Source organism: Pseudomonas maioricensis, from assembly GCF_022790535.1.
GTDB lineage: Bacteria > Pseudomonadota > Gammaproteobacteria > Pseudomonadales > Pseudomonadaceae > Aquipseudomonas > Aquipseudomonas maioricensis.
The window spans coordinates 178,250-202,296 of the sequence record NZ_LOHG01000011.1 but is presented as its reverse complement, the minus strand read 5'-3'; the positions used below and the strand labels follow the sequence as shown (position 1 = coordinate 202,296).

The window sequence follows — 24,047 nt, the reverse complement described above, 5'->3', positions numbered from 1 at the left end:
CTTAACCGCGTGGCGCGGCGATGCCGGCAACTTTTTCAGGTGCTTTAGGCTTCACTTGCGGCAAGTTGCTGGCTTCCAGAGCCTGGCGTTGTTTGAGTAGCGCGGCGAGGGTCTCGGCGCTGGCCATCGGAGTGACTTCCGGGGTAACCGGCTGGCCTGGACGCACACGTTGCAGGCCCTTGACGACGATGGTGTCGTCTTTGCTCAGGCCGCTACGCACGATGCGCAGACCTTCGACTTTTGGCCCCAGCTCAACCGGGCGGTAAGAGGGCTTGTTGTCCTTGTCCATGACCAGCACGAATTTCTTGCCCAGATCAGTGCCGACGGCTTCATCGTTGATCAGCACCGCGGAGTAGGTACCGCTGCCAACCAGTTTGACCCGTGCATACAGGCCCGGGGTGAAGCTACCGTCGCTGTTGTCGAATACAGCGCGACCGCGAATGGTGCCGGTACGCGGGTTGACCTGGTTGTCGACGAAGTTCATCTGGCCCTGGTGTGGGTTGCCAACTTCATTGGAAAGCCCCAGGTACACCGGAGTCGTTTGGCCACGTTGGCCTTTGCGAGCCAGCTCGGTGTATTTAAGGAAGACACGCTCATCGGCGTCGAAGTAGGCGTAAACCTTGTCGGTGGAAACCACGCTGGTCAACGGCGTCACGTCGGCGGTGACGATGTTACCGGCTGTGATTTCGGCGCGGCTCACGCGACCACTGATAGGCGACGTCACGCGGGTGAAGCTCAGGTTGAGTTTTGCCAGGTCCAGCTGGGCCTGAATGGCCGCTACACCGGCACGGGCTTCTTGTGCAGTGGTGGTGCGCGAATCAGCCAGTTCAGCGGAGATAGCGTTGTTGGTTCGCAGGCGCTCACCACGCTGGGCTTCGTTTTCACTGCGGGTTGCCGTCGCGCGAACTTGCTGCAGTTGTGCTTCGAGGCGGCGAACTTCTGACTGGAACGGGCGAGGGTCGATCTGGAACAGCACGTCGCCTTTCTTGACCAGCGCGCCATCAGTGAAGGCTACGGCATCGATCTGACCGGATACGCGAGGGCGAATCTCTACGGTTTCGGGGGCTTCGAGGCGACCGGTGAACTCATCCCACTCGTTGACGGGTTGTTCCAGAACCTTGGCAACACTGACTTTGGCTGCCGCAGGCGCGACCGTCGCTTCAGGCGCTCCGCCGCAAGCGCTTATCACCACCAGCGCCAACGCGGCGAGTGGAAAGCGCAATTGATTGAATTTCTGAGCCATGGGAATGTCCGCCGGAATATTAAGATGGGCGGATTCTGTTCTTGAGGGTTGTATTGCACGAATCGAATGAAACAAAAGTTAATATCATTCGGAATGATATTGAGTATCGCTCGGCGGGTAATAATCCGGTGGTTTGCGGAGTTGCGCAGAATTCTGTGGGAGCAGAGCTTGCTCGCGATAAGGCTGGACGCGATTCACTTTGGACCGCTTCCAGCCTTATCGCGAGCAAGCTCTGCTCCCACAGATCCTCATTCGCAGATAAGTAGAGCAGTATCACTAATCAACTAAAAATCATAAGCCAGTTTGGTGTACCAGTAACCGCCACCCGGGTAGAACGGCGGGTTGCCATACGGTGCCAGGCCGAGGTTGCTGTAAACCGCATTTTTTGATGGCCGCACGTCAAAGATATTGGTCCCGCCGATGCTTACCGTCAGTTGATCAATAAAGGTGTAGCTGACGTCCAGATCGGTTATCCACTTGGCGCCAAAGCTACGATCGCCACTGGGATTGACGGCCAGTGTCTTGACTGCGCCGTTTCGGCTGGTCTGCAGGTTTACCGCCAGGTCGTCGACCTTCCAGTTGGCGCCCAGTATCCATTTGGTCTTGGGTGATGCTTCGGTCAAATCGCCTTCGCGATCACGTCCTACCAGGGTGACACCGGAGCTGGCCAGCGCAGCAGGCGTATCGCGCACGCCTTCAATAGTGGTTTTGTTCCAGTTGAAGCCCAGGCTCCAGCGCACCTCTCCCCAGGCATCCAGCGGAGTACTGTGGTCGGCAACGATATCCAGACCCCGCGTACGGGTGTCGAATGCGTTGGTGTAATAGTTGACCCACGTGCCGCTGGGGACGCCTTGAGCGGTGAGGATGCCGTTGATCACCCCGTTGCCCTGATCATAAATGTTGCTGGTCAGTGCAATTCGATCATCAATGTCGATCAGGTAAGCATCCGCCGTAACACTGGTTCGGGGTGCCGGTTGCCAGGTCAACCCCAGCCCGAGGTTGCGCGACTTCTCCGGTTTCAGATCATCGCCGCCTAACGCTGCGGCCAGGTTGCTGCCTGACGGGGTCAGGCGGGTCACGGCCGGTACGACGTTGCCGTTTACATCGACAGCGACCCGATTGTCCGCAACCGTATAGCCGATCTGGGTCAGGGAAGGGGCACGAAAGCCGGTGCCGACAGTGCCACGTACGGCAACCGTATCGGTCAGTTCGTAACGGGAGTTCACTTTCAGGCCAAAGGTATTGCCTGAATCGTCGTCGTAATGTTCAACCCGTCCCGCGACGTCGAGAAACCAGCGATCCGTCAGATCAAAGCCAAGGTCCAGGTAGCCCGCATAGTTGTTGCGAATCAGGTTGACCTCATCCTCCGGGCGAATGGTCACGGCCGCCTGAGCCCCCGAAGCGGCAGGGTAGGTGCCGGTAATATAGGCTTCCGGATCACCCGCGAAGGTGCTGAAACGTTCCCAGCGATGTTCCAGCCCCGCTGATACTTGCACAGGTGGGGTCAACTGAAACAGGCTGTCGTAGCGACGGGTGAAGTCCAGGTTGTTAACCCATTGTTCAAAGCGGAAAGTCGCCAGATTGTCGAATTTGGTCGGCGACGCCGTGCCCAGTGACGGATTGATATTCAAGTCGCTGGAGTGATGAACGTTGTTCCGTCCGTAGGTGGTGCTCAGGTCCCAGTTCCAGTCGGCGGCCTCGCCCTTGCCACCGAACAGAAACTGGTAATCGGTATCCTTGATGTTGTTCAACGGGTAGTAACCGTCGGGGAGCACTTCGGGCACCGAGGCAGTGCCAGTGGGCAGGCGAAAATAGTTAGCGGCCTCTGCGTCGCGCTCGCCATAAGTGGTGAAGGAGTACAACGTCAGATCTTCCAGCGGTAATTCGGCGTTGTAAGCGAGGTTAAAGGCTTTCAAATCCGGATCGCCGTTCTTGATTGCCACGCGATCCCAGGACGCTTCTTTTGCCGGGTCGCTGAACGCCCGAACGCTACTGTCCGCCTTGTCGTTCCAGGCGGCTTCACCTCGTTTGCGGGCATCCGCTGAAAAGTGGAAAAAGCCTTTTTCGCCAAGGGTAAAGCCTTGGTCACCTGCAATCTTCAGGGTTTCTCCCGCGCCCGAGAATAGCTTGCCGTAGGTGCTTTCATAGTGCCCGCCGGAATCACCGGACTTGAGAATAATGTTGATCACCCCGGCAACTGCGTCAGAACCGTACTGAGCGGCAGCGCTGTCCTTGAGCACTTCGATGTGGTCCACGGCGCTGACCGGGATCAGATCGATATCCACTGCGTTGGCACCGCTGTTATCGATTGAGCCTCGCTGACCCACTGCGCCATTGTGCCGCCGCTTGCCGTTGACCAGCACCAGCGTGTAAGCCGGCCCCAGGCTTCGATTGCTCAGCGGCCGGGTCACCGAGTTGTAGCCCGCAATATTTGTTCCGAAATTGAAGGAGGGCAGCAGTTTGGCGATCGCTTCAGAGAGTTCTGCGCGGCCCGTTTTTAGCAGTTGATCACTGTTGATGATGTCGATAGGCGCAGGACTGTCTGCCACTGTCCGCTGTTGTCCTCGTACGCCGGTGGATATCACCGTAACGGTGCTGAGCCTGGATTCGTCATTGTCGGCCTCGACGAGGGGCGAGAATGCCCCGAGCAACAAAGCAGCGGTGAGTGTTGAAAGCGGGAACGTTTTGGCAGCGCTTGCTGCAAGCGTCTTTGTCATGTCGGGCGGTGTCCATTGAACTGGCACTGGCCCGTGGTGAGGGTGCAGATTGGTTGGTCTGATAGAGGTTGTGATGCCTGAAACGATGTCGTCTGCTATGAATGTTATTTGCATAACAAAAGCGTTGGAAATGCTATTTTGGAATATTGATATTATTCTTTAAAGGCATTATGTAGGTCTTATGTATGAAATAACCTGATAGTAGGCGAGGGAGGTATAACCCTGGCTGTACCGGATGCGTCGACACGGGAAACGTGTCACCCGGCAACAGATTCCTCGATGGCACATCGCCATTCGTCGCTAAAACCCAATAAAAATCGAAATATTGCCGAAACAGAAAATATCCACGCAACTTTCTGCAGGCCTTACAAGTCGGAGCTTTGACTTCGATGATGTCTCATGGCCATTATCGAATGGCGCTCGTAGTGTCACGCTATCAAGTGCGTTGCAAAGGGGTCAAAGAAGTCCCTGCTTATTAGAGAAACGGATTGTTCTCACCTTCACTAAAAAATCGCCCCAATAAGGGCTGTGAGAATCCTATGAACATCCTTGCTCCTGCCGTTTACCTGTCCAGCCGTCTACGTTTTCCCGCAAAATTCGCACTGCTTGCCTTCATCGTCCTGATTGCGCTTTCACTCCTTGCTGCACGAATAGTTCACCAGATCAATGACAGCATTGAAGGGGTGCGTTCAGAGCAACTAGGCCAGCGCTACTTGATGGATGTCACGCCTGTCCTTCGCCTGTCGATGATGCAGCGTGCGCTGACCAACCGATTGTTGAGTGGTGACTCCACTGCTCAAGCTGATTTCGCTGCCAACCAGGCGAAGCTTCAGGACGCTTTTTCAAAGCTTGAATCTACTGACCGACAATACAATGTGACGCTGGAAACAGGCGACCGCGTGCAGCGCTTGCGCTCGGGGGCTCAGCGACTCGTCGATCAGGCCAAACCTGATGCCAATCAGATGAAAGCGTTCGATGAGTGGAACGAGCAACTGACTCAGACATTGAATTTCATCTATTTCGTTTCAGCCACTTCCGGCATGGTGCTGGATGAAGATTACGCGTCGCTGTTCATGATTGACCAAAGCACGCTCAGGTTGCCTCGACAAATCAATATCGTCGGGCAGCTACGAGGCCTGGCCAGTGGGTTGCGCAATGGGCAACCATTAAGTGACAGCACTCGTTCTTCATTGCAATCGTTGCTAAAGCAAGAAGCCCAGATACGCACAGAACTCCAACAGAGCATCGGTCTTTTGCGCCGCAAGGAACCCGCTCTCGCTGACAGCATTCAACAGCCGGTAACCAACGCGCTGGCGAATCTGGACAGTTTTCGCAACGACATTGAAGCGTTGATACGCTCGACGAGCGACACCATCAGCGGCGTGCAAGACCTGCCAGCAAAAGGCAACGCTGTGGTGGCCGACTTGTACAAGGCGCAGGACATGCTTCAGGAGTCACTGTCTGAACTGCTGGAACAGCGAGTCGGCGAAAAAACAGCAGACAGAGCGTTCATATTGGGCGGCTTGGCCCTTATCGGCCTGCTGCTGATCTATTCATTTGCTGGTATTTACACCTCAATGCGGCGTGCCATCGACGGTGTGCTGAGTGCTACGCAGCTTATCGCCCAAGGCGATCTCACGGCCCGCGCGAAAGTGCAGGGTAAAGATGAGATGGCAGACATCGGTAATGGCCTCAACCATATGGCGCAAGCGTTCAGCACGTCGTTGACTCAGGTTGAGCAGAGCTCGCAGTCCGTATCGGAAGCCGCTCAACGCCTGGGCTTGTCGATTGATCGCGCCAGGCAGTCAATGGGTTCCCAGCAGGGTGAGACTGAGCAAGTCGCCACGGCGATCAACGAGATGACCGCAAGCGTTGCAGACGTTGCGCAAAATACCGAGGGTGCCGCTCGAGCTGCGGAGCAAGCCAGCCAGGCTTCTAATACTGGTCTGGCGGTGATGCGCGACACCCGGATAACAGTAGAAGAACTGGCCAGTGAAGTTGAAGCCAGCGCTGACAAAGTGTCTGCGCTTGCCCTGCACAGCCAGGAAATCGGCGGCGTGATCGAGGTGATCCGCAACATTGCTGATCAAACCAATCTGTTGGCGCTCAATGCGGCCATCGAAGCTGCCCGCGCTGGTGAGCAGGGGCGCGGCTTCGCAGTGGTTGCTGACGAGGTCCGGACCCTGGCATCGCGTACGCAGAATTCGACCGAAGAAATTCGTCGGATTATTCAAGAGTTGCAACTTGCAACCACGGCGGCAGTAGAGCAAATGAAAGCGGGCAGGCACAGAGCGCAGGATTGTATTGCGTCTGCTGACCTGGCTGCGGCCAGCCTTGATGAAATCAATAACGGTGTTGACCGGATTGTCGGCATGAACACCCAGATCGCCAGTGCCGCGGTGGAGCAGCATTCGGTGTCCGAAGACATCAACCGCAATGTTACTGAGATTCGTAATGGGAGCGAGGCACTCAGGGAAGAGATCGAAGATAACGCGGTCACCGCTAACGAGTTGTCGACGTTGGCTGGCGAACTACGAATGGTGGTGTCACGTTTCAAAATGTAGAACGTGATCACTGGCACTCATAACGCGAAAACGGAGCGATCGCTTTTGCCGGTCGCTGCCGTTATCTGGATAGCAAGAGGTTTCAATCGAGCTATCCCAACCGATTCCTTTTTGTCGTTGCGGTGCCGCATGCTGAATACCCTCCTGGATCGCCCCAGCTCCAAAGATCCTCAAACGCTGATCGAGGTCGAGCAGACCATCGTCTCAGGCGTGCGTGCGTTGCGCTTTAGCGACGATCTTGAACAACGCTACGAAGCAGAAACACTTGAGCAGCGGCGTCAATTCCTCACCATCGTCGGTATTGGAGGAGGGCTGGTTTACAACCTGTTCCTGATCAGCGACTGGCTGACACTGCGCGATGTATTCACCTACGTCGCACTCGGACGCTTGTGCCTGATTACCCCTCTGTTCATCGTGCTTTTGCTGCTGGTTCAACGTCTGACACAACGATGGTCGCTGGAAACCGCTGCAGCGATGGGTACCGTACTGGCGTCGCTGATGCCGTTGGTGGTCATGATCTACAGCGACAGCCCCTACAGGCTTCATTATCAATTGGGGATGCTGTTGCTCATGGTGTATTGCACGATGATCCAGCAGCTACCGCTGCGTTACGCTGCGCTGGCGATGAGCGTCATGTTGATCATCCAGTTGGTGACGACCTATCTTGCCAATTTTGCAGACTTCCTGATCTGGCAAGCCAATGCACTGTTATTTGTCGCCACAGTGGCGCTGTTGTTAATGGCGTCTTATTTCCTGGAACGGGGCAGCCGCATGAGCTATCTGTTCGCGCTGAGAGGGCGTTTGTTGCAGGTGCAATTGATGGAGATGGCCCGCACTGATGCGCTCACGCAATTGTTCAACCGGCGCTATCAGGAAGAAGTCCTGATGTCCATTTGGGAGCACGCCTTGCAGACGCCCACGAAAGTGGCCGCGATCCTGCTGGATATCGATCACTTCAAACTCTACAACGACAGTTATGGCCACCCGCAGGGCGATACCTGCCTCAGATTGCTGAGCGAAACTATTCAGCAGACCGCAAAAAACACAGGAGCGTTGACGTTCCGTTTTGGTGGCGAAGAGATTCTGGTGTTGATGATTAATGCGGATGCCAACAAAGTCAGCACGTTAGCCGAAGCACTGCGGGCGGCAGTTGCCAAGCTCAATGTTCCGCATCCGGTATTGGGCGAAGGTGCCAGGGTCACTATCAGCCTGGGGCTGGCGGTTGCAGTCGCGCCTCAAGTCAGTGCCGGAGCGTTGATCGGTGCTGCTGATGCCGCGCTTTATACCGCCAAGCATGCGGGTCGTGACCGTCTATGCATGGCACCGTAGCGCAGCAAGTGAGTGGCTTTCGGCAGCTCCTTGCCATGCGTTTTCAACTCAAGGGTTTACATTTTCTTGTCGGGAGCGGAAGAGGGAGTCACTGACCCCAGAATAGCTTCGCGACTGGCGGCGAGAATCTCATCGGCCAGTGTTGAGTCATCCGGGCATGCACGAGACAGGACGATTGCCCCGAGTGCCTGCGCCATGACAGCAAGACGCCGTTTGCGTAATTGGGCAGAGTCCGTATCGTCCGAATGCCCTGCGCCTTCTCGTAGCGTGGCCAGTTGGGTTTCGATACCAGCAGCAAATGTAGCCCGAACCTCGTCCTCCTTACGCGCAGCATCTGCGCATAACGCTGCCATCGTGCAACCGGTGGAACGGTCGTCGCGATGCTCGCGGGAAAGATAAACCTCAATGAACTCCTGAACTGATGCTCCCGCCGTCAGCGCTGCAGATTGGGCGATGCCGCAACTGGCTGACTCGGCCATCAGATCAGCCTTGGAGCGGAAGTGTTTGTAGAAACCGCCCTGAGTAAAGCCAGCCGCCGCCATCAGATCAGCAATGCCAACCCCGTCATAACCGCGTTCCCGAAAAAGGGCCGATGCGGTTTCGACAATGTGCGCGCGATTCGCTTGGGCCTGTTGCCTGGTGACTTTCATCGCTTACCCATTCAAGTTTGTACCGTTATGAGTGCGACACTATACATTGATGTTGATCGACATCAAACCGTTGACATTTTAGATTGCGACCGTAATCATTGGCTTCATCCACACATCAGAAGCCAAAACAAATGTCCGACAAAACGTTATTCGAACCCTATGCCCTCGGCGACCTGACCCTCGCCAATCGTGTTGTCATGGCGCCATTGACCCGTAACCGTGCCGGTGCGGGCTTGGTCCCCGGCGAATTGGCTGCCACTTACTATGCCCAGCGCGCTTCGGCAGGGCTGATCATCACCGAGGCCACACAAGTTTCAGCGCAGGCTCAGGGCTATCAGGACACACCCGGTCTTTACACGCCCGAACAGATTGCGGGCTGGCGCAAGGTTACCGATGCTGTGCATGCCGAGGGCGGAAGGATCTTTGTCCAGCTTTGGCATGTAGGCCGCGTGTCTCACGTTGACTTGCAACCGGGTGGTGCAGCGCCGGTCGCGCCTTCAGCGCTACGGGCGCAGACCAAGGTCTTCGTTAACAATGAATTTGCTGACGTTTCCGAGCCGCGCGCGCTTCAACTCGCGGAACTGCCTGGCATCGTCAACGATTTTCGTCAGGCAGCGGCCAACGCCATTGCTGCTGGTTTTGACGGTGTGGAAATTCACGGAGCCAACGGCTATCTGTTGGAACAGTTCATCAAGGACGGTGCCAACCAGCGTACTGATGCCTACGGTGGCTCTATCGAAAATCGCTCACGCCTGTTGCTGGAAGTGGTCACGGCCGTGGTTGAAGAAATCGGGGCAGGGCGCACGGGCGTGCGTATCTCACCGGTTTCGCCTGCCAATGCAATTTCCAGCAGCGACCCGCAACCGCAGTACGAGTACATCGTCGAGCAACTCAGTGCCCTGGGCGTGGCTTTTCTGCATGTGGTGGAAGGCGCAACGGGTGGTCCGCGTGATGTGGCCGAGTTCGACTACGCGGCACTGCGCAGTCGCTTCAAGCAGACCTATCTGGCCAATAACGGCTACGACCTGAAACTTGCCACTGAGCATTTGAATGCTGACAAGGCTGACCTCGTTGCCTTTGGTCGTCCTTTCATCAGCAACCCGGATCTGGTCGAGCGATTGAAAACCGGAGCAACACTGGCGCAGCTCAACCCGGCCACGCTCTATGGCGGCGGCGCGGCAGGTTATACCGACTACCCGACCATTTCCGGCTGAAGCGCTTAGCTACCACGCCTGATCGAACCCCAATTTTTGAAGGATTCCCATGACAAAGCTCGCTACTGTACTCATCACCGGCGCCTCTACCGGTATCGGCGCCACCTACGCCAAACGCTTCGCCAGCCGTGGTCATAACCTGGTGCTGGTGGCACGTGACAAGACCCGCCTTGACGCGCTGGCAGCGCACTTGCGCGAAGAAAACGGCGTTGCAGTTGAAGTGCTGCAAGCCGATTTGACCCGGGCTGCGGACCTCACTGCACTTGAAGCTCGCCTGCGCGACGACGCTGATATTGGCATTCTCATCAACAACGCTGGCATGGCTCAGTCGGGCGGGTTCGTCCAGCAGGAAGCAGACGCTATCGAGAACCTGATCACCCTTAACATCACTGCGCTGACCCGCTTGGCCGCCGCAGTCGCCCCGCGTTTTGCTCAGTCAGGTACAGGCTCAATCATCAATATCGGCTCGGTGGTGGGCCTGGCACCCGAGTTTGGCATGACGATTTATGGTGCTACCAAAGCGTTTGTGCTGTTCCTGTCTCAAGGCCTGAACCTTGAACTCTCTCCAAAGGGCGTTTATGTCCAGGCCGTTCTGCCTGCCGCGACGCGCACTGAGATATGGGAGAGGGCGGGAATCGACGTTAATACCATTGCCGATGTAATGGAGGTTGATGAGCTGGTCGATGCCGCTCTGGTCGGGTTCGACCGCCGTGAACTCGTGACCATTCCACCGCTGCACGTCGCAGAGCGCTGGGATGCACTGGATGGAGCGCGTCAGGGCTTGTTGTCTGACATCCGCCAGGCCCATGCCGCCGAGCGCTATCAGCCGAAAGCCTGATGGTTCTGGTTTCGTAACATACAGGCTTCCTGCGAAGTTGTTTGCGGGGAGCACTCGGCAGGGGGCTTTGAAAAAACGCACACAGGGGATGCGCTTAGCCTGCCGGGATTTCCCCGCACATTATTCGGAATCAGAGCACCATGAAAGCGCTTGTTTTTAAACGCTACGGCAAATCCCCTGATGTGGGCTTTGCTCAGGTTTCACTGCCAGTGTTAAAGCCCGATGAAGTGTTGGTCGAAGTGCACGCTGCCGGGATCAATCCTATCGACAACATGATCCCAACCGGCATCTTCAAGCCCGTCCTGAAGTTCCAGCTGCCCGCCGTTCTGGGCAGTGACCTGGCTGGCGTAATCACCGCGGTCGGTAGCGGCGTGACTCGCTTCAAGGTTGGGGATGCGATCTTCGCCAGCCTGTTCGACCTCGGCACCGGCTCAATCGCCGAGTTTGCGGTTGTACCGCAAAGCGCGGCCGCATTGAAACCAGCCAACCTGGACTTTGTGCAAGCGGCGTCGATTCCGATGGTTGGGCTGACCTCGTGGCAAGCGTTCAGGGAACGTGCTGATCTTCAACCGGGCCATAAAGTATTTATTCCGGCCGGCTCTGGAGGCATTGGCAGTTTTGCGATCCAGCTTGCGAGATATCTCGGCGCCAAAGTGGCAACCAATACCAGTACGGCCAATGTGCAACTGGTCAGCAGTTTGGGTGCAGAGACGGTGATCGATTACAAGAAGCAGGCATTCGAGACGGTGCTAAGTGACTACGATCTGGTGCTCGGAACGCTCCGGGGCGACGCGATAGAGAAGTCCGTTGACGTTCTCAAGCCTGGCGGCAAGATCGTTTCGCTGGTTGGCCCTTTGGATAAAGCGTTCGCCCGTGCACGCGGATTGAACAGCTTGCTTGGCTTCATCTTTGGGCTTATGAGCCGCAGGATTATGCGGCTCACAAGAAACAGAGGGGTGACCTATTCCTTCCTCTTCGTTCGGCCCGACGGCGATCAACTCGGCGAGATTGCCAAGTTGCTTGAAGCCGAACAGATTCGTCCGGTGATCGACAAGGTTTTTGCGTTCGAGCAAGCAAAAGACGCGCTCGAATACCTGGCTAAAGGGCGGGCCAGAGGCAAAGTTGTGGTCAAGATCAAATGACGGTCGCGCTATTCAATGGGTTCAACCACGCCCTGATCCTCGCCCAGAAACCCGCCGCTCTGGTGGTGCCATAGCCGTGCATAGGTACCATTCCTGACAAGCAACTCGGCGTGGGTGCCTTGCTCTATGATGCGTCCGTCATCCATGACGATGAGCCGGTCCATGGCTGCAATCGTGGACAGACGATGGGCGATGGCGATCACGGTCTTGCCCTCCATCATTTCATCAAGGCTTTCCTGGATGGCCACCTCGACCTCCGAGTCCAGCGCGCTGGTGGCCTCGTCAAGCAGCAGGATCGGGGCATTCTTGAGCATCACCCGGGCAATCGCGACGCGCTGACGCTGGCCGCCGGAAAGCTTGATGCCGCGCTCGCCCACCAGCGTGTTGTAGCCGCTATGACCTTGTTTGTCGCTGAGCTGGCTGATAAATCCATCAGCCTGGGCATTGGCCGCCGCCGTACGGATTTGCTCGTCAGTCGCATCGGGACGGCCATAGGCGATGTTGTCGCGAATGGAGCGGTGCAGCAGGGACGTGTCTTGAGTGACCATGCCGATGGCGCTGCGCAGACTGTCCTGAGTGACGTGCGCGATGTTTTGTCCGTCGATGCGAATCTCGCCTTTGTCGACGTCATAGAAGCGTAACAGCAGGTTGATCAGTGTGGATTTACCAGCGCCGGAACGACCCACCAAGCCGATTTTTTCACCCGGCCGAATAGTCAGGCTCAGGCCATCAAGCACCTGGCGCTCGCCGTTGTAGTTGAAGCTGACATTATCGAAGGTGACCGCGCCACCCGTGGTCACCAGAGCGTCCGCGTCCGGCGCATCCTGTACCTTGGGGCCGCGGGTCAGAGTGGCCATGCCGTCCTGTACGGTACCGATGTTCTCGAACAGCGAAGTCATTTGCCACATGATCCAGTGCGACATGCCATTGATGCGTAGCGCCATGGCGGTAATTGCTGCAACCGCGCCGGTGCCAACCTGGCCTTGATGCCACAGCCACAGGGCATAACCGCCTGCGCCCATGATCAACGCCACTACCAATGCCTGGTTGACGATCTCGAACTGGCTGACCAGACGCATCTGGCGTAAGCCGGTCAGCTTGAAGTCCTCCATGGCGGCGCGGGCGAAGTGCGCTTCACGTTTGGAGTGTGAGAACAGCTTTACCGTGGTGATGTTGGTGTAGGCGTCCGAAATACGTCCGGTCATCGATGACCGCGCATTGGCCTGTTCCTGGCCGACCTTACCCAGGCGGGGCACGAAATAACGCATGGCCAGACCGAACAACGCCACCCAGGCAATAAAAGGCAGCATCAGCTTCAGGTCAAAAGCACCAGCCAGCGCGATGATCGCGATGAAGTAGACCCCGATCCCCGGTGCGATCTCGATGATCGTGAACAGCACATCGCGCACAGACAGGGCAGTCTGCATCACCTTGGTGGTGACTCGCCCGGAGAACTCATCGGAAAAGAAAGACAGGCTTTGGCGCAACATCAGTCGATGGAAATCCCAGCGCAGGCGCAAGGGCAGGTTGATCGCCAATACCTGATGCTGAACCATCGTGCGCAACGCTACGAGGCCGATGCTGGTCAGCAATACGATGCCGATACCCCACAGCACGCGGCTTTCCTGTAAGGCCGCATCGCCGCCAGCCTGCCAGGTCGACAGCAGGTCCACGACCTGGCCGAGAAACGAAAAGAGCCAGGCTTCGTAAATCGACACACCGGCACTGAGTAACGCAAGGGCAAGGATATAGCCGCGTGCGCCGCGTGTGCAGGCCCACAGAAAACGGGCCAGGCCGTCAGGCGGTGGCGGTACTTCATCGGGCGGGAAGGGGTCGAGCCATTGTTCAAACGCGCGAAGCATGGTGGTCTCCAAAACGATCCAGTGCGCAGATTCTGGCATTTAAAGGCTGCGTTGAGGGTTTTTGATCAGGGGCGCGGATCATACGGCCAGAACTTTTTCCATGATGATGGTGCGCTCGGCACCGTGAAACTCGTCCCTGATTTTCTGAAAACCCAGCGAGCGATAAAATCCTTCTGCAGTGATCGAGGATGGGACCCGCAACCGTCTCACTCCGTTCAGCGCAGCTGTTGCCTCGAGTGTCGATATCAGCTGAGTCCCTATGTCATTCCCCTGATGGGCCGGGTCAACGAATACACTTCGGACAGTGTCCTGATCGAGGCTGCCCGTTGCGATGACATGGCTGTCGATGCTCGCCACATACACCTGCCGGTTGGCTAGAAAGCCAAGGATCGCCGATGGTGAAAAGCTTTGCTGCACGGACTCAATGATGTCTGGCGAATAATCCTGAGCATTGGATTCGCGCAGTGTGGTCACGATGACCAGGCTTATTGCTGTAGCGTCCTGGCTGACTGCTTTTCGAATGGTGTAGCCCATCGGGTACTCTTTTGTGCAGGTGTTAATTGATCGTCAGACAAGGCGCGGCGGGGGAGGAAGGGATTACTACTGGTCACAACCGGACACTAACGTCCCGTCACGACGCTTGCCCTGTCAATTCTGCGCTCAAGGCCGCGACAGGTCGAGAAATCACCGGGTCAGCGATTCTGCCGCATCGGCATTTTGTCGATGGTCGCGAAGACCACGCTGACGTCCAGTGGCGCGTGTTGGTCAATTTTTGTGCCGCCGTCTTTACCTACCAGCAGCAACCGGGTCGGGCCGTCGGGCTCAACGCCAAGGCTGCTCAGCAGAGCTGAGGTCGCGCGCGGGTCCAGGGCTTGGTCATTGCGTTTACCGACTCCACCCACCACGGTATACAGCACCATTTCGCGGTCGACGAAGGCTTCACGGTTGGCAGGCTTCATCAGGTCCTGCTCGAACTGCAGCCAGGTAGCATCGCCGGCGTTGGGCGCCACCACGATCAGCGGCCGGGACTGCCAGCGCTCACTGTCCAGGGGGTTGGACGAAGTCTGAGCCATCACCTGGCTACCCGCCATACCAAGCAGCAAGGCCAGCGGGGTTATATAGCTTTTCATCGGCATCTCCTGAGCGGGTGGGTTGAAATATTCGACTTCGTTACTGCCGGTCTGATCGGGATGACGGACCAAAGGTCGGCATTTTGTCCAAGCGTCAGCGCGACGCACCGTTAAGTCGACACATGCGCGAACCTTCGGTGCCGTCAGACGCCTGGAGGTGCGAGTACCCCATCCGCGAGTACTACTACTTGCCATTCCTTTGCCAGGCGGTCTTTGAGACCGCTGTCAGGACCCGGATTGATCCCGGCCAGTCTGGACTATTCAAGCGTTGGCTACCTCACTGCCGTGGTCGGATCATGATGCTCTGGAACTATGACAGGGGGCGAGCGCTCCATTGAGAACGGTGTGGTCGGCGACTCTCAGGGTCATGATTGGTCATCTATCGGGGCGAGGCACATGGGCGTGTTAGAGCATGAGATGAAGGATCGCGAGCATCCAGTGATCGAGGATATCCAGTTGCAACGCAAGGTCTGGAAGTTCGAGCGCTTAGGTTGGTACGTGCTTCTGGCGGTGGTGATCCTGACCCTGCTTGGCTTATTTTCTAGGGGGCCGCTCAGCTCGCTCGTAGCCGTCAGTGATCCAGGGGATCTGACTGTGGAGTATGAGCGTTTCCATCGCAGCGGCGGCTCGAACTCGATGATCATACGAACGCAGGGAAAAGCCGGTCAAACGGTCACAGTGCTGATTGGCAAGGGCATGCTGGAAAGCTTCAGCATCGATTCAATCCAGCCACAGCCGATAACTTCAACAGGCACGTCCGAGGGTCTGGCGCTTACGCTGATGGCTGATAAACGGGGAGACGCGACACTTTACGTTTCCTGGAAAAGCAGTGGCCTGGGACTCATCAGAAGCGAGATCGCTATCGCCGGTGGTGGCCACATTCCGATCACTCAATTTATCTACCCATAGGTGCCACATGGATGCAGTCTTGCGCGCGGGCGCCATCTATCTTGCGTTGATGGTGCTGTTCAAAATATCAGGCAGACGATCTCTGGGAGAGCTGACTTCGTTTGATTTCGTCTTGCTGATGGTCATCGGTGAAGCCACCCAGCAAGCGTTACTTGGGGATGATTTTTCGGTCACTAATGCCATTCTGGTTATCATCACGCTCATGGTGATCGACATCGGGTTTTCGCTGATCAAACGTCGCTTCAAGCGGGTCGCAAAACTGATCGATGGGGGCCCGACCATTGTTGTGGAGAACGGCGCATTTTTGCGCCATCGCATGCACGAAGCGCGGATTCAGGAAGATGACATCATGGAAGCTGCAAGAATCGGGCAGGGGGTCGAGCGAGTAGAGCAGATCAAATACGCCATTCTGGAGCGCAACGGGAAGATCTCGATCATTCCTGACTAACAGATCTCGGCGGTGAATGACTTCACCGCAGATGTTGCTTCGGATAATCGCATTGATAGCAGGCAAACATCAGTTTACGAAACGTAAGTTATACAAGAGTCGTACAAGTAGCGCAGCTACATAAACAGGTGTCCTGTGAAAGCGCAGCGGCAATGCTGCCATTCGTCGGTAAATGATTCAAAAAATAAAGCGTTTCGAGAGCTCACTTAGTCGGATGTTAATAAGGTGAGTGCCTGGCGCTTCGCCTCAGATTCATATGATAAATATTCACTTGGAAGTGAGGTTTTTGAGGATTTACCCATGGATAATTATGGTTTGTCTGCCCTGGAAATTAAATACATCATCGAGCGTGCGCTACTGCCGGATCACTGCTTGTTCAGCGAAGATAATGGCTTGCATACGCTTCGCGTGACGTTAAACAACCATCCACTGATATCTGTCGTTATTCCGGATCTGGATTTCAAAGGTCTGTCGACCAGTAGAGCAATAGCGGAGCTCATTGGCGATGTTCGCTATCGACTCGCGAATGCCAATAGTCAAGAAAGGAAATTCGCTTCCAGTAAACGTGTGAACGAGGCGTGAAGATGAAAAAATTACACATTTTCCTAGGTTTGAGCATTGTAGTGTTACTGCACGGCTGCTTCGAGAACTCCGACACTACGACCAAAGCCAATACGGACGGCACTCGATCCTCTGTTCAGATGCAAGAGGGCAAGGCCGATGAACACAAGTAGGCAACCGTCGTGACTGGCAGCGCCGGCCAGGCCTGGCTTCATCCTGGCCCGCGTTGCCAAAGCGAATCTCATCAGCACGAATGGATGAGGTCAGCCGTCTGTCCATGAGGGCCGACTCGTCTATCTGTCTGCGATTGTTTCTCGGGACGTATGCGTGTTTATTTTCACAACATCACCGGCAACCAAGTCGGGCTGTCACAACGAATGCTGATAAGCATTGGTTATTGACGACGCCTCTTATAGGCGTGTTCGTGATAATGCCCTGATGTGACCGCAATCTATTCTACTGATCTGATCGCCTCAGGCGCGATTAACATGTTCGCGCGCACGTCGTTAAAACATCCCTTATTGCTGCACAAACATAGGCGCGATCGCGCGCTGGGTGGGAAAGTGCGGCGGGCTTGGTTCAGCCTTGAGTGATCTCTGAACCTTTTATCCGCCCCTGTGAAAATTCTTTGAACACTTCCTAAATCAACCGGGTCAGTTTTTCGTGCATTGCAAATACTGCAATGTAAATCCCATGCGAACGCCGCGACGAGGCGACGGCATACTGATCAGAAGGAAGTGTTGAAATGGCTAGAAAAACTATCCAAGACCTGTTTATCCATGAACTTTCCGATGTTTACAGTGCTGAAAAGCAAATCACCAAAGCGCTGCCGCGTTTGGCGAGAGCGGCGACCAACCCGCTGCTGGCAGATGCCTTCAACTCACATCTTGAGGAAACCCAAGGTCAGATCGAGCGTATTGATCAACTGGTGGAACTAACCGGGTTAAAGTTGAAACGCATGAAATGCGCGGCCATGGAGGGGCTGGTTGAAGAGTCCAAAGAGATCCTGGAAGAGATCGAGAAGGGGGCCGTTCTGGATGCGGCGTTGATTGGTGCGGCGCAGAAGGTTGAGCACTACGAGATAGCCGCCTATGGCACTCTGCTGGCAATGGCCAAACATCTTAAACTTGATGACGCTGCAGCGTTGTTGGCTGCCACGCTCGCTGAGGAAAAGGGCGCTGATGAAAAGCTGACAAAGATTGCGGAGCAAGGCGGTAATCAGGCCGCAACGCTGGAATCCAAGTGACAGCGTTGAGGTGAAGCAAGCGGCGCTGCAACGGCGCCGCTTGTCCTGTACAGGTGGCTGTACGGGGAACCCGATCATGTCTGATGTACCGCGTGAAGCAACGTTCAACGCTTCCAGTCAGTAACACAGTTTCCGAATGGCCAGCTCAGCCCCTGAAGGCGCGACGGTTGCAGAAGTTATAAGCGGGCAGCGACAGGGTACCGAGTCAATCCGCCCGTGAAGGTCGTGGGGTGGATGAACTCTCAAGGGCCAACCTCGCTCTTCCTGAACTCACAACTTGGGTATCTCACCGGTAGCCTCTGCAATGGATGCCAGGGTCTCCTCCATTCCAGCGATCTGATCTTGAAGTTTCATGAAAGACAGATGGACAGCCCCCTCAATATCCATCGTTTGCGAGCCCTGGAGCGACGTCAAGTCAGATTAGGCGGCCTCCAGAACCATCACGGATTCCCGGAGGACGCGAAGCTGGTTGAAAATTCCGGCAACGAGGATTGCACTGTCCTTGCCCATTAGTCAGTCGCTCCTGATGTGTTGTTACTCGATACTTAAGTCGACGTGCTGCCTGAGAGGACAAGGGTCCCCAGTTCCGCGCTAGTGAGAGTGCCGGGCGCTAGAAGGGTCATCAATCTGAATCACCTTGCCGTCACTCCAGGCGTCTGCCCCGGGCTGCACGCTTGGCGCAGGGATGTCCTCTCGGGCTTTTTTCTCTGCTGCGCTATCAATGCCAAATCGTTTGTTGCGCTGCATGACCATCGATGGATCGGCCTGGCCGTCGGCTGTGAAACCCATCATGAGCTGAGGCATGCCCAAGGGCAGTTGTTTGTCCTGATCGGTATGCCAGGTGTGCCACGTCTTGCCATAGGTGTGAACCAGCTTTTCCATCAAGGCGTGTTCAGCCGCCGCAGGGATACCGGGAGCAATGAGCTGGCCAGACTTCACTTCGTGAACATGGCTGTGCCATAACGTTTTCTCGGCTGGAGGCAGAGTAGAAAACAACTGCTCGCTGATGATGTATTCCACGCCCATCAGCTTGGCATCCTTCATGTTGCCGTCATAGATCACGCACTGAATCACCTCTTCATTGAGGACTGAGCAGTAGTGATGAGCTTCCATTTGCGCCTTCATGTCGCCGTTATAAAAGTGGAAGCCATCCAGGTATGTATTGAGTGCCGCGACAGGCGGGCGGGACTGAAGCGCATCTGCTCCAGCCTCAAGAGTCCTGGTGAGCACCGTGGCGGGATTACCCGGTGCCTCGACCGGAGATGCGCTGTTGCTCCCGGCACATCCTGCGATTGCCGATGAGACGAAACAGGCGATGGCCAGCTTACCTGTCGTTGATGTGTTTTTTTCGGAGTTAAGCTCGGCGACCATGTTGACCCCTCGTATCAAAGTGGTTGGATATCGTCGACTGCATGCACCGGTAGACGCCGATAGCCCATGAGGGTTCTGTCAGTATTACCGCGGGCGGATGAAGCTCGCAGCGCGAAGGCACTTGTCGTGAGACCTCCCGTTAATCAGGCGCAACTATCCGGTCGAGTCAGCTGATATCTCTATGGCATCACTAGGAATCACCGCAAGCGGTTAATGGTGCAGGCGTTTTGCCAACGTCACGTTGCATCTTCATGGCATGACGTCAGGGCTTCACCTATGCGCTATTATGAATACCATCTCTTTTCCAGGTGTTCGCTTGCTGCAGATTCTTTGTTCGCCATGGACGACCGTAGCTAACAAGCTTGCTCTAAGAGGTAACTTACAGAATAGGTACGGCCACGATAGGACTTACGTGATGAACACCCAGGAAAATGCCGGCGTAGGCCGCCCTCAGCGCAATGATACCCAGCCCAGCCACCTTGATTTTCCAGTAGTCGGCATTGGGGCCTCTGCAGGCGGACTGCAGGCTGCTCAGCACTTTTTCGAGCACATGCCGGCTAATAGCGGAATGGCCTTTGTGGTGGTGCTGCACTTGTCTCCCGAGCACCAAAGCAGCGCTGGCAAACTACTCGCCAACCGAACCAAAATGCCGGTCACACAGTTGACTTCTGCCTTACCCATCGAACGCAACCATGTGTACGTCATTTCCCCAGGGCAACGCCTGGCCATGAACGATGGTTATTTGCGCGCCTTGCCTCCGGTCCCCAGGCATGGCGGTCACGAGACCATAGACCTGTTTTTCCGCGACCTGGCTGATGTACATAAAGAGCGCGCATTTTGCGTCGTGTTGTCAGGTACCGGCTCTGACGGAGCCGTTGGCTTATCGCGTATCAAAGAGCAAGGCGGGGTGACGCTTGCCCAGCACCCGGAGGATGCCGAGTACGACGGGATGCCGCAGGCAGCTATCAAGACTCAGCAGGTTGACTTCGTGCTGCCGGTGGTCGAGCTGCCGCAGAAGATTCTGGAGTTATGGCACAACGCCCAGCGCATCCAGCTGCCGAATGCCGCTGACATTCTTCCTGGTCCTGCGCCCAAACTCGATGAGCGGGCGGCCGAACAAGCCGAGCAAGCGTTGCTTGATATTCTCGCCAAGTTGCGTGCAGGCACCGGACACGATTTTCGGCACTACAAGCGGGCCACTGTTCTACGTCGTATCGAGCGGCGAATGCAGGTCACAACGCAACCTGATTTACCGTCTTACTATCGCTACATAGAGGAGCACGTTGAAGAAACCAAGGCGCTGCTTGATGACATGCTCATTGGCGTGACCAATTTCTTTCGCGATCGTGATTCTTTTGAGTCGCTGGAGCGCGAAGTGGTGCCGCAGCTTTTCGCCCGTCAGCAACACCCGGATAGTGCCAAGGAAATTCGTGTCTGGTCTGCGGGCACTTCCACGGGTGAGGAAGCCTACTCGCTCGCTATTCTGCTCAACGATTACAAAGCCGAGATATCTTCCGATCTCAAGATCCAGATATTCGCCAGCGATATTGACGAACGCGCTATTGGTGCCGGTCGCAATGGGCTCTATTCCGAAGCCATTGTCACCGACGTCTCGCCTGTACGGTTGCGCCATTACTTCGTCAAGGAGGACACCAACTACCGGGTGCGCAAAGACATTCGCGAGCGCGTTCTGTTCGCCAAACATAGCCTGCTGGTAGATCCGCCTTTTTCGCAGATCGACCTGATTGTCTGTCGCAATCTGCTCATTTATCTTGATCGCGACGTTCAGCGCGAGATTTTGCAGATGTTCCATTTTGCGCTGCGCGAGGGAGGTTATCTGTTTCTTGGCACTTCGGAATCAGCCGATGCGTGCCCTGAACTATTCACGACCCTGGACAAAAAAAATCGCATCTTTCGCGCGCGCAGCGGCCCGAACACCCATCGACTGCCGGCGATGCCTCGTGGTGGCTATGCCCGAACAATTTCGGCGTCCCAGCCCAGCGACGCCCGGGTGGCCAAAAAGCCGTCAACGGTCGAGCTTTACCACCGGGCTGCAGAACGCTTTTCCCCGCCCAGCATTATTATCAATAACGAAGCGGATGTGCTTTATATCAGCCAGGGGGCTGGCCGCTACTTGCAGCATATGACGGGAGAAGTCAGCAATAATCTGCTGTCGCTGGTCAGCGGCGACCTGCGTCTGGAACTGCGTACTACGATCTTCCAGGCTCAACAATCCGGGCAATCCGCCAGAGCGCGTCCCGTTAACCATAAGCGCGACGCACAGCACTATCAGGTGCAGATTGAAGTGCATCCTTTCACCGACTCGGTAACAGAGCTCAACTGCCTGTACATCCTGTTCAGCGAGCAGGAGATAGACGCGCAGAACGTCAGCTCCGATGTGTCCGTGCAGTCAGAGAACCAGATGCTTTCCAATCTGGACCGCGAGTTGCAGCGGACCAAATTGCAACTTCAGGAAGTGATCGAGCAGGCGGAGGTCTCCAGCGAAGAGCTCAAGGCCTCCAATGAGGAAATGCAGGCGATCAATGAAGAACTGCGGTCCGCGTCCGAAGAGCTGGAAACCAGCAAGGAAGAGTTGCAGTCGATCAACGAAGAGCTTCTGACGGTGAACCACGAGTTGAAGATCAAGGTCGAGGAAACAGACCAGGTCAACGACTACCTGAGTAACCTGATCAGCTCCACCGACATCGCGACTGTTTTCGTTGACAGAGAACTGCGAATCAAATGGTTCACCCCGAGGGCGACCGATATTTTCAACATGCGGTCGGTAGACGCTGGCCGCCCGTTGATGGATATCACTCACCGGCTTAAATACGATGAAATGATCGACGATGCCATGTCGGTGTTCGAATCGCTAAAGGGCATCGAGCGGGAAATCGCCAGTTCCAGCGGCCGCTGGTACATCGTGCGGGTATTGCCTTTCCGGTCCAACGTGGATCAGATCGGTGGGATCGTTCTCACTTTTGTTGATATCACCTCCCGCCGCGAGGCGGAGCAGGAACTTCGCTTGAGTGAAGAGCGAATGCGCCTTGTAACGGAAAGCACCCATGATTATGCAATCGTGGTGCTGGATGAGCAGGGCATCATTACCGATTGGAACAAAGGCGCGTGGCACACCTTTGGATACAGCAGAGAGGAAGCCGAAGGCAGGCATTTTCGCTTCATTTTTTCCGACGAGGATCAACGCTCAGGTGTTCCGGAAACGGAGCTCGCCACTGCCAGTACCCATGGCCGTAGCGATGACGAGCGCTGGCATGTGCGCAAGGACGGCAGCAGGTTCTATTGCAGTGGTGAGGTCACCGCGTTGGCGAGCAAAGGTTTCCAGGGCTTCGTCAAAATCGCGCGCGATATGACTGACCATATCAAGTTGCAGGAAGAACAGCAGCAGAGCCTTGCGGAGTCACTGAACTCTATCCAGCAAAAGGACCAGTTCTTTGCGGTCATGTCGCATGAACTCAAACATCCGTTAAATCTTATTCAGTTAAATGCTCAGGTGGCTCGGCGGCTTCCGGTCGCGAAAAAAGACCCGACGCTGCAAAAAGCCATTGGCACCATCACCGACGCAGTTGCTAGCCAGGCACGCATCATCGATGACCTGATGGATGTTGCGCGGGTACGTAATGGCAAATTGCAGTTGCAATGCAAGACGCTCGATATAGTGGCGGTGGTCAACGAAATCAGACAGGTAGTCTTCAAGGCCGAGCCAGGTTGCAAGATCCGGTTCGAGACACCGCAGCAGAGCCTGTTCATTCACGCAGACCAGACCAGAATCGAACAGATCATCTGGAACTTGCTGAGTAATGCCATCAAATTTACTCCGGCCGAAGGCGATGTGAGCGTTGTGGTAACGCAGCAGGAGCAGTGGGTACGTATCGAGGTAACCGATACGGGGCCAGGCATCGAGAAAGATCAGTTGCAACGCATCTTTGAGATGTTTGGACAAGCTGATCACCATCCTGCGGGTCAGCGCCGGGCTGGGTTGGGGATTGGCCTTGCGCTGGTCGAGCAACTGGTGGAAAGCCATCATGGGCGAATTCATGCGTATTCCGAGGGGGCGGGCAAAGGCTCATGCTTCACTGTGGAGTTGCCGTTGGCAGATGTGTCGGGTCAGCAAGATGCCCAGGGTCTCGATGCTGACGGTGGTCAACTCTCCGGTATCAGGATAATGCTGGTTGATGATTCGTCCGAGGTTCTGGAAGCGCTGCAGTTGTTGCTTGAACTGGAGGATGGACAGGTAGAAGCATTCGATCATCCGTCAACTGCGCTGACCGTGGCACCATCGCAACGCTTCGACGTGATCATTTCCGACATAGGGCTGCCAGGTATGGACGGTCATCAATTTCTTGCCGCGCTGCGCAAACTGCCGGACTACACAACACTGCCAGCGATTGCGCTTACGGGATATGGAGCGGGTGAGGGAGCGAACTACCAAGGGGAGGGGTGTTTTGATGCCTCCCTTGGTAAACCCGTGGCACTGGAAGATTTGATCAGGCTGATTCGTGAGTTGGTTGTGGCACGGGACTAAACAGGTAATGTCGCCCACGTATTTTCAGGTGGGCGACATCGTTGTCATGGCAGCGATCATGTTGGTGGGGTCGCTGGCCTCTATTACCGTTAAGCATCTGTCATCGCCGTATCAGTGACCCGTCTGTCTCCTGTGCCGTGACAGCGGCGCACTGCCTTTGCGCAGACGCTGCAGCTCTGCCGAGCTGGAATTGATTGCGCGGTTCCCGTCGCCGTTGACCTACCTGTAAATGACCTTGAGAGCTTCAGTCAGTAAAAGGCTGGTTCCCGCCAAGAAAATC

At 55.8% G+C, this 24,047-nt stretch carries 17 protein-coding genes and 1 pseudogene; 11 read left to right on the top strand and 7 right to left on the bottom strand.

Translation table 11 applies throughout. The annotated features are described in order from the left end of the window. Window position 1: 1 nt before the first annotated feature. Window positions 2-1,243 (bottom strand): multidrug efflux RND transporter periplasmic adaptor subunit MexE, encoded by a 1,242-nt coding sequence (gene mexE / locus AUC61_RS18305; protein WP_243247592.1) that lies wholly within the window; start codon window positions 1,241-1,243, stop codon window positions 2-4. 284 nt (window positions 1,244-1,527) lie between these two features. After that, a complete protein-coding gene (locus AUC61_RS18300) occupies window positions 1,528-3,960 on the bottom strand; it encodes a TonB-dependent receptor plug domain-containing protein (protein ID WP_243247591.1) in 2,433 nt (810 codons plus the stop codon). 539 nt (window positions 3,961-4,499) lie between these two features. Here AUC61_RS18300 and AUC61_RS26695 point away from each other — a divergent pair. The 3 genes and pseudogenes from AUC61_RS26695 to AUC61_RS18290 all read left to right on the top strand — a co-directional run. After that, window positions 4,500-5,660 (top strand): annotated as a pseudogene (locus tag AUC61_RS26695) (HAMP domain-containing protein); the annotation flags it as partial. Beyond that, complete coding sequence (locus tag AUC61_RS26690; RefSeq protein WP_422765492.1) at window positions 5,661-6,524, top strand: methyl-accepting chemotaxis protein; 864 nt, start codon at window positions 5,661-5,663, stop codon at window positions 6,522-6,524. A 129-nt stretch (window positions 6,525-6,653) separates the two neighbouring features. Beyond that, a complete protein-coding gene (locus AUC61_RS18290; RefSeq protein ID WP_243247589.1) occupies window positions 6,654-7,853 on the top strand; it encodes a GGDEF domain-containing protein in 1,200 nt (399 codons plus the stop codon). A gap of 56 nt (window positions 7,854-7,909) precedes the next feature. On the opposite strand, the gene AUC61_RS18285 is transcribed toward AUC61_RS18290, so the two are convergent. Next, window positions 7,910-8,503: a TetR family transcriptional regulator gene (locus AUC61_RS18285; RefSeq protein ID WP_243247588.1), complete on the bottom strand. Its 594-nt coding sequence runs from the start codon at window positions 8,501-8,503 to the stop codon at window positions 7,910-7,912. Between the two features lie 131 nt (window positions 8,504-8,634). Here AUC61_RS18285 and AUC61_RS18280 point away from each other — a divergent pair, with 131 nt between their 5' ends. The 3 genes from AUC61_RS18280 (at window position 8,635) to AUC61_RS18270 (ending at window position 11,697) form a co-directional block, all read left to right on the top strand. Continuing rightward, entirely contained in the window at window positions 8,635-9,717 is a 1,083-nt protein-coding gene (locus AUC61_RS18280; protein ID WP_243247587.1) for an alkene reductase, read from the top strand. 49 nt (window positions 9,718-9,766) lie between these two features. After that, on the top strand, window positions 9,767-10,555 hold the full coding sequence (locus AUC61_RS18275; RefSeq protein ID WP_243247586.1) for an SDR family NAD(P)-dependent oxidoreductase: 789 nt from the start codon (window positions 9,767-9,769) through the stop codon (window positions 10,553-10,555). Window positions 10,556-10,695: 140 nt separating this feature from the next. Further along, the gene (locus AUC61_RS18270; RefSeq protein ID WP_243247585.1) at window positions 10,696-11,697 is read left to right on the top strand and encodes an NADP-dependent oxidoreductase; all 1,002 of its coding nucleotides are present in this window, start codon (window positions 10,696-10,698) and stop codon (window positions 11,695-11,697) included. An 8-nt stretch (window positions 11,698-11,705) separates the two neighbouring features. Here the strand turns inward: AUC61_RS18270 and AUC61_RS18265 are convergent, their stop codons facing one another. From AUC61_RS18265 to AUC61_RS18255, 3 genes are all read right to left on the bottom strand, one after another. Beyond that, window positions 11,706-13,559 (bottom strand): ABC transporter ATP-binding protein, encoded by a 1,854-nt coding sequence (locus tag AUC61_RS18265; protein ID WP_243247584.1) that lies wholly within the window; start codon window positions 13,557-13,559, stop codon window positions 11,706-11,708. A gap of 78 nt (window positions 13,560-13,637) precedes the next feature. Beyond that, window positions 13,638-14,093, bottom strand: a complete 456-nt coding sequence (locus tag AUC61_RS18260; protein ID WP_243247583.1) for a GNAT family N-acetyltransferase — start codon at window positions 14,091-14,093, stop codon at window positions 13,638-13,640. 158 nt (window positions 14,094-14,251) lie between these two features. Then, window positions 14,252-14,689 carry a DUF4174 domain-containing protein gene (locus AUC61_RS18255; protein ID WP_243247582.1) on the bottom strand — a complete coding sequence of 146 codons (438 nt, stop codon included), beginning with the start codon at window positions 14,687-14,689 and terminating at the stop codon, window positions 14,252-14,254. 396 nt (window positions 14,690-15,085) lie between these two features. On the opposite strand from AUC61_RS18255, the gene AUC61_RS18250 reads away from it, so the two are divergent. From AUC61_RS18250 to AUC61_RS18235, 4 genes are all read left to right on the top strand, one after another. After that, on the top strand, window positions 15,086-15,598 hold the full coding sequence (locus AUC61_RS18250; protein WP_243247581.1) for a hypothetical protein: 513 nt from the start codon (window positions 15,086-15,088) through the stop codon (window positions 15,596-15,598). Between the two features lie 7 nt (window positions 15,599-15,605). Then, on the top strand, window positions 15,606-16,046 hold the full coding sequence (locus AUC61_RS18245) for a DUF421 domain-containing protein (protein WP_243247580.1): 441 nt from the start codon (window positions 15,606-15,608) through the stop codon (window positions 16,044-16,046). A gap of 300 nt (window positions 16,047-16,346) precedes the next feature. Further along, window positions 16,347-16,628 (top strand): DUF1652 domain-containing protein, encoded by a 282-nt coding sequence (locus AUC61_RS18240; RefSeq protein ID WP_243247579.1) that lies wholly within the window; start codon window positions 16,347-16,349, stop codon window positions 16,626-16,628. 724 nt (window positions 16,629-17,352) lie between these two features. Continuing rightward, complete coding sequence (locus AUC61_RS18235) at window positions 17,353-17,853, top strand: YciE/YciF ferroxidase family protein (protein ID WP_243247578.1); 501 nt, start codon at window positions 17,353-17,355, stop codon at window positions 17,851-17,853. 591 nt (window positions 17,854-18,444) lie between these two features. Here the strand turns inward: AUC61_RS18235 and AUC61_RS18230 are convergent. Continuing rightward, window positions 18,445-19,224, bottom strand: coding sequence for an OBAP family protein (locus AUC61_RS18230; protein WP_243247577.1), 780 nt, complete (start codon window positions 19,222-19,224; stop codon window positions 18,445-18,447). Between the two features lie 415 nt (window positions 19,225-19,639). Between AUC61_RS18230 and AUC61_RS18225 the strand changes: the two genes are divergently transcribed. After that, window positions 19,640-23,767: a CheR family methyltransferase gene (locus AUC61_RS18225; RefSeq protein ID WP_243247576.1), complete on the top strand. Its 4,128-nt coding sequence runs from the start codon at window positions 19,640-19,642 to the stop codon at window positions 23,765-23,767. The last annotated feature ends 280 nt before the right edge of the window (window positions 23,768-24,047 follow it).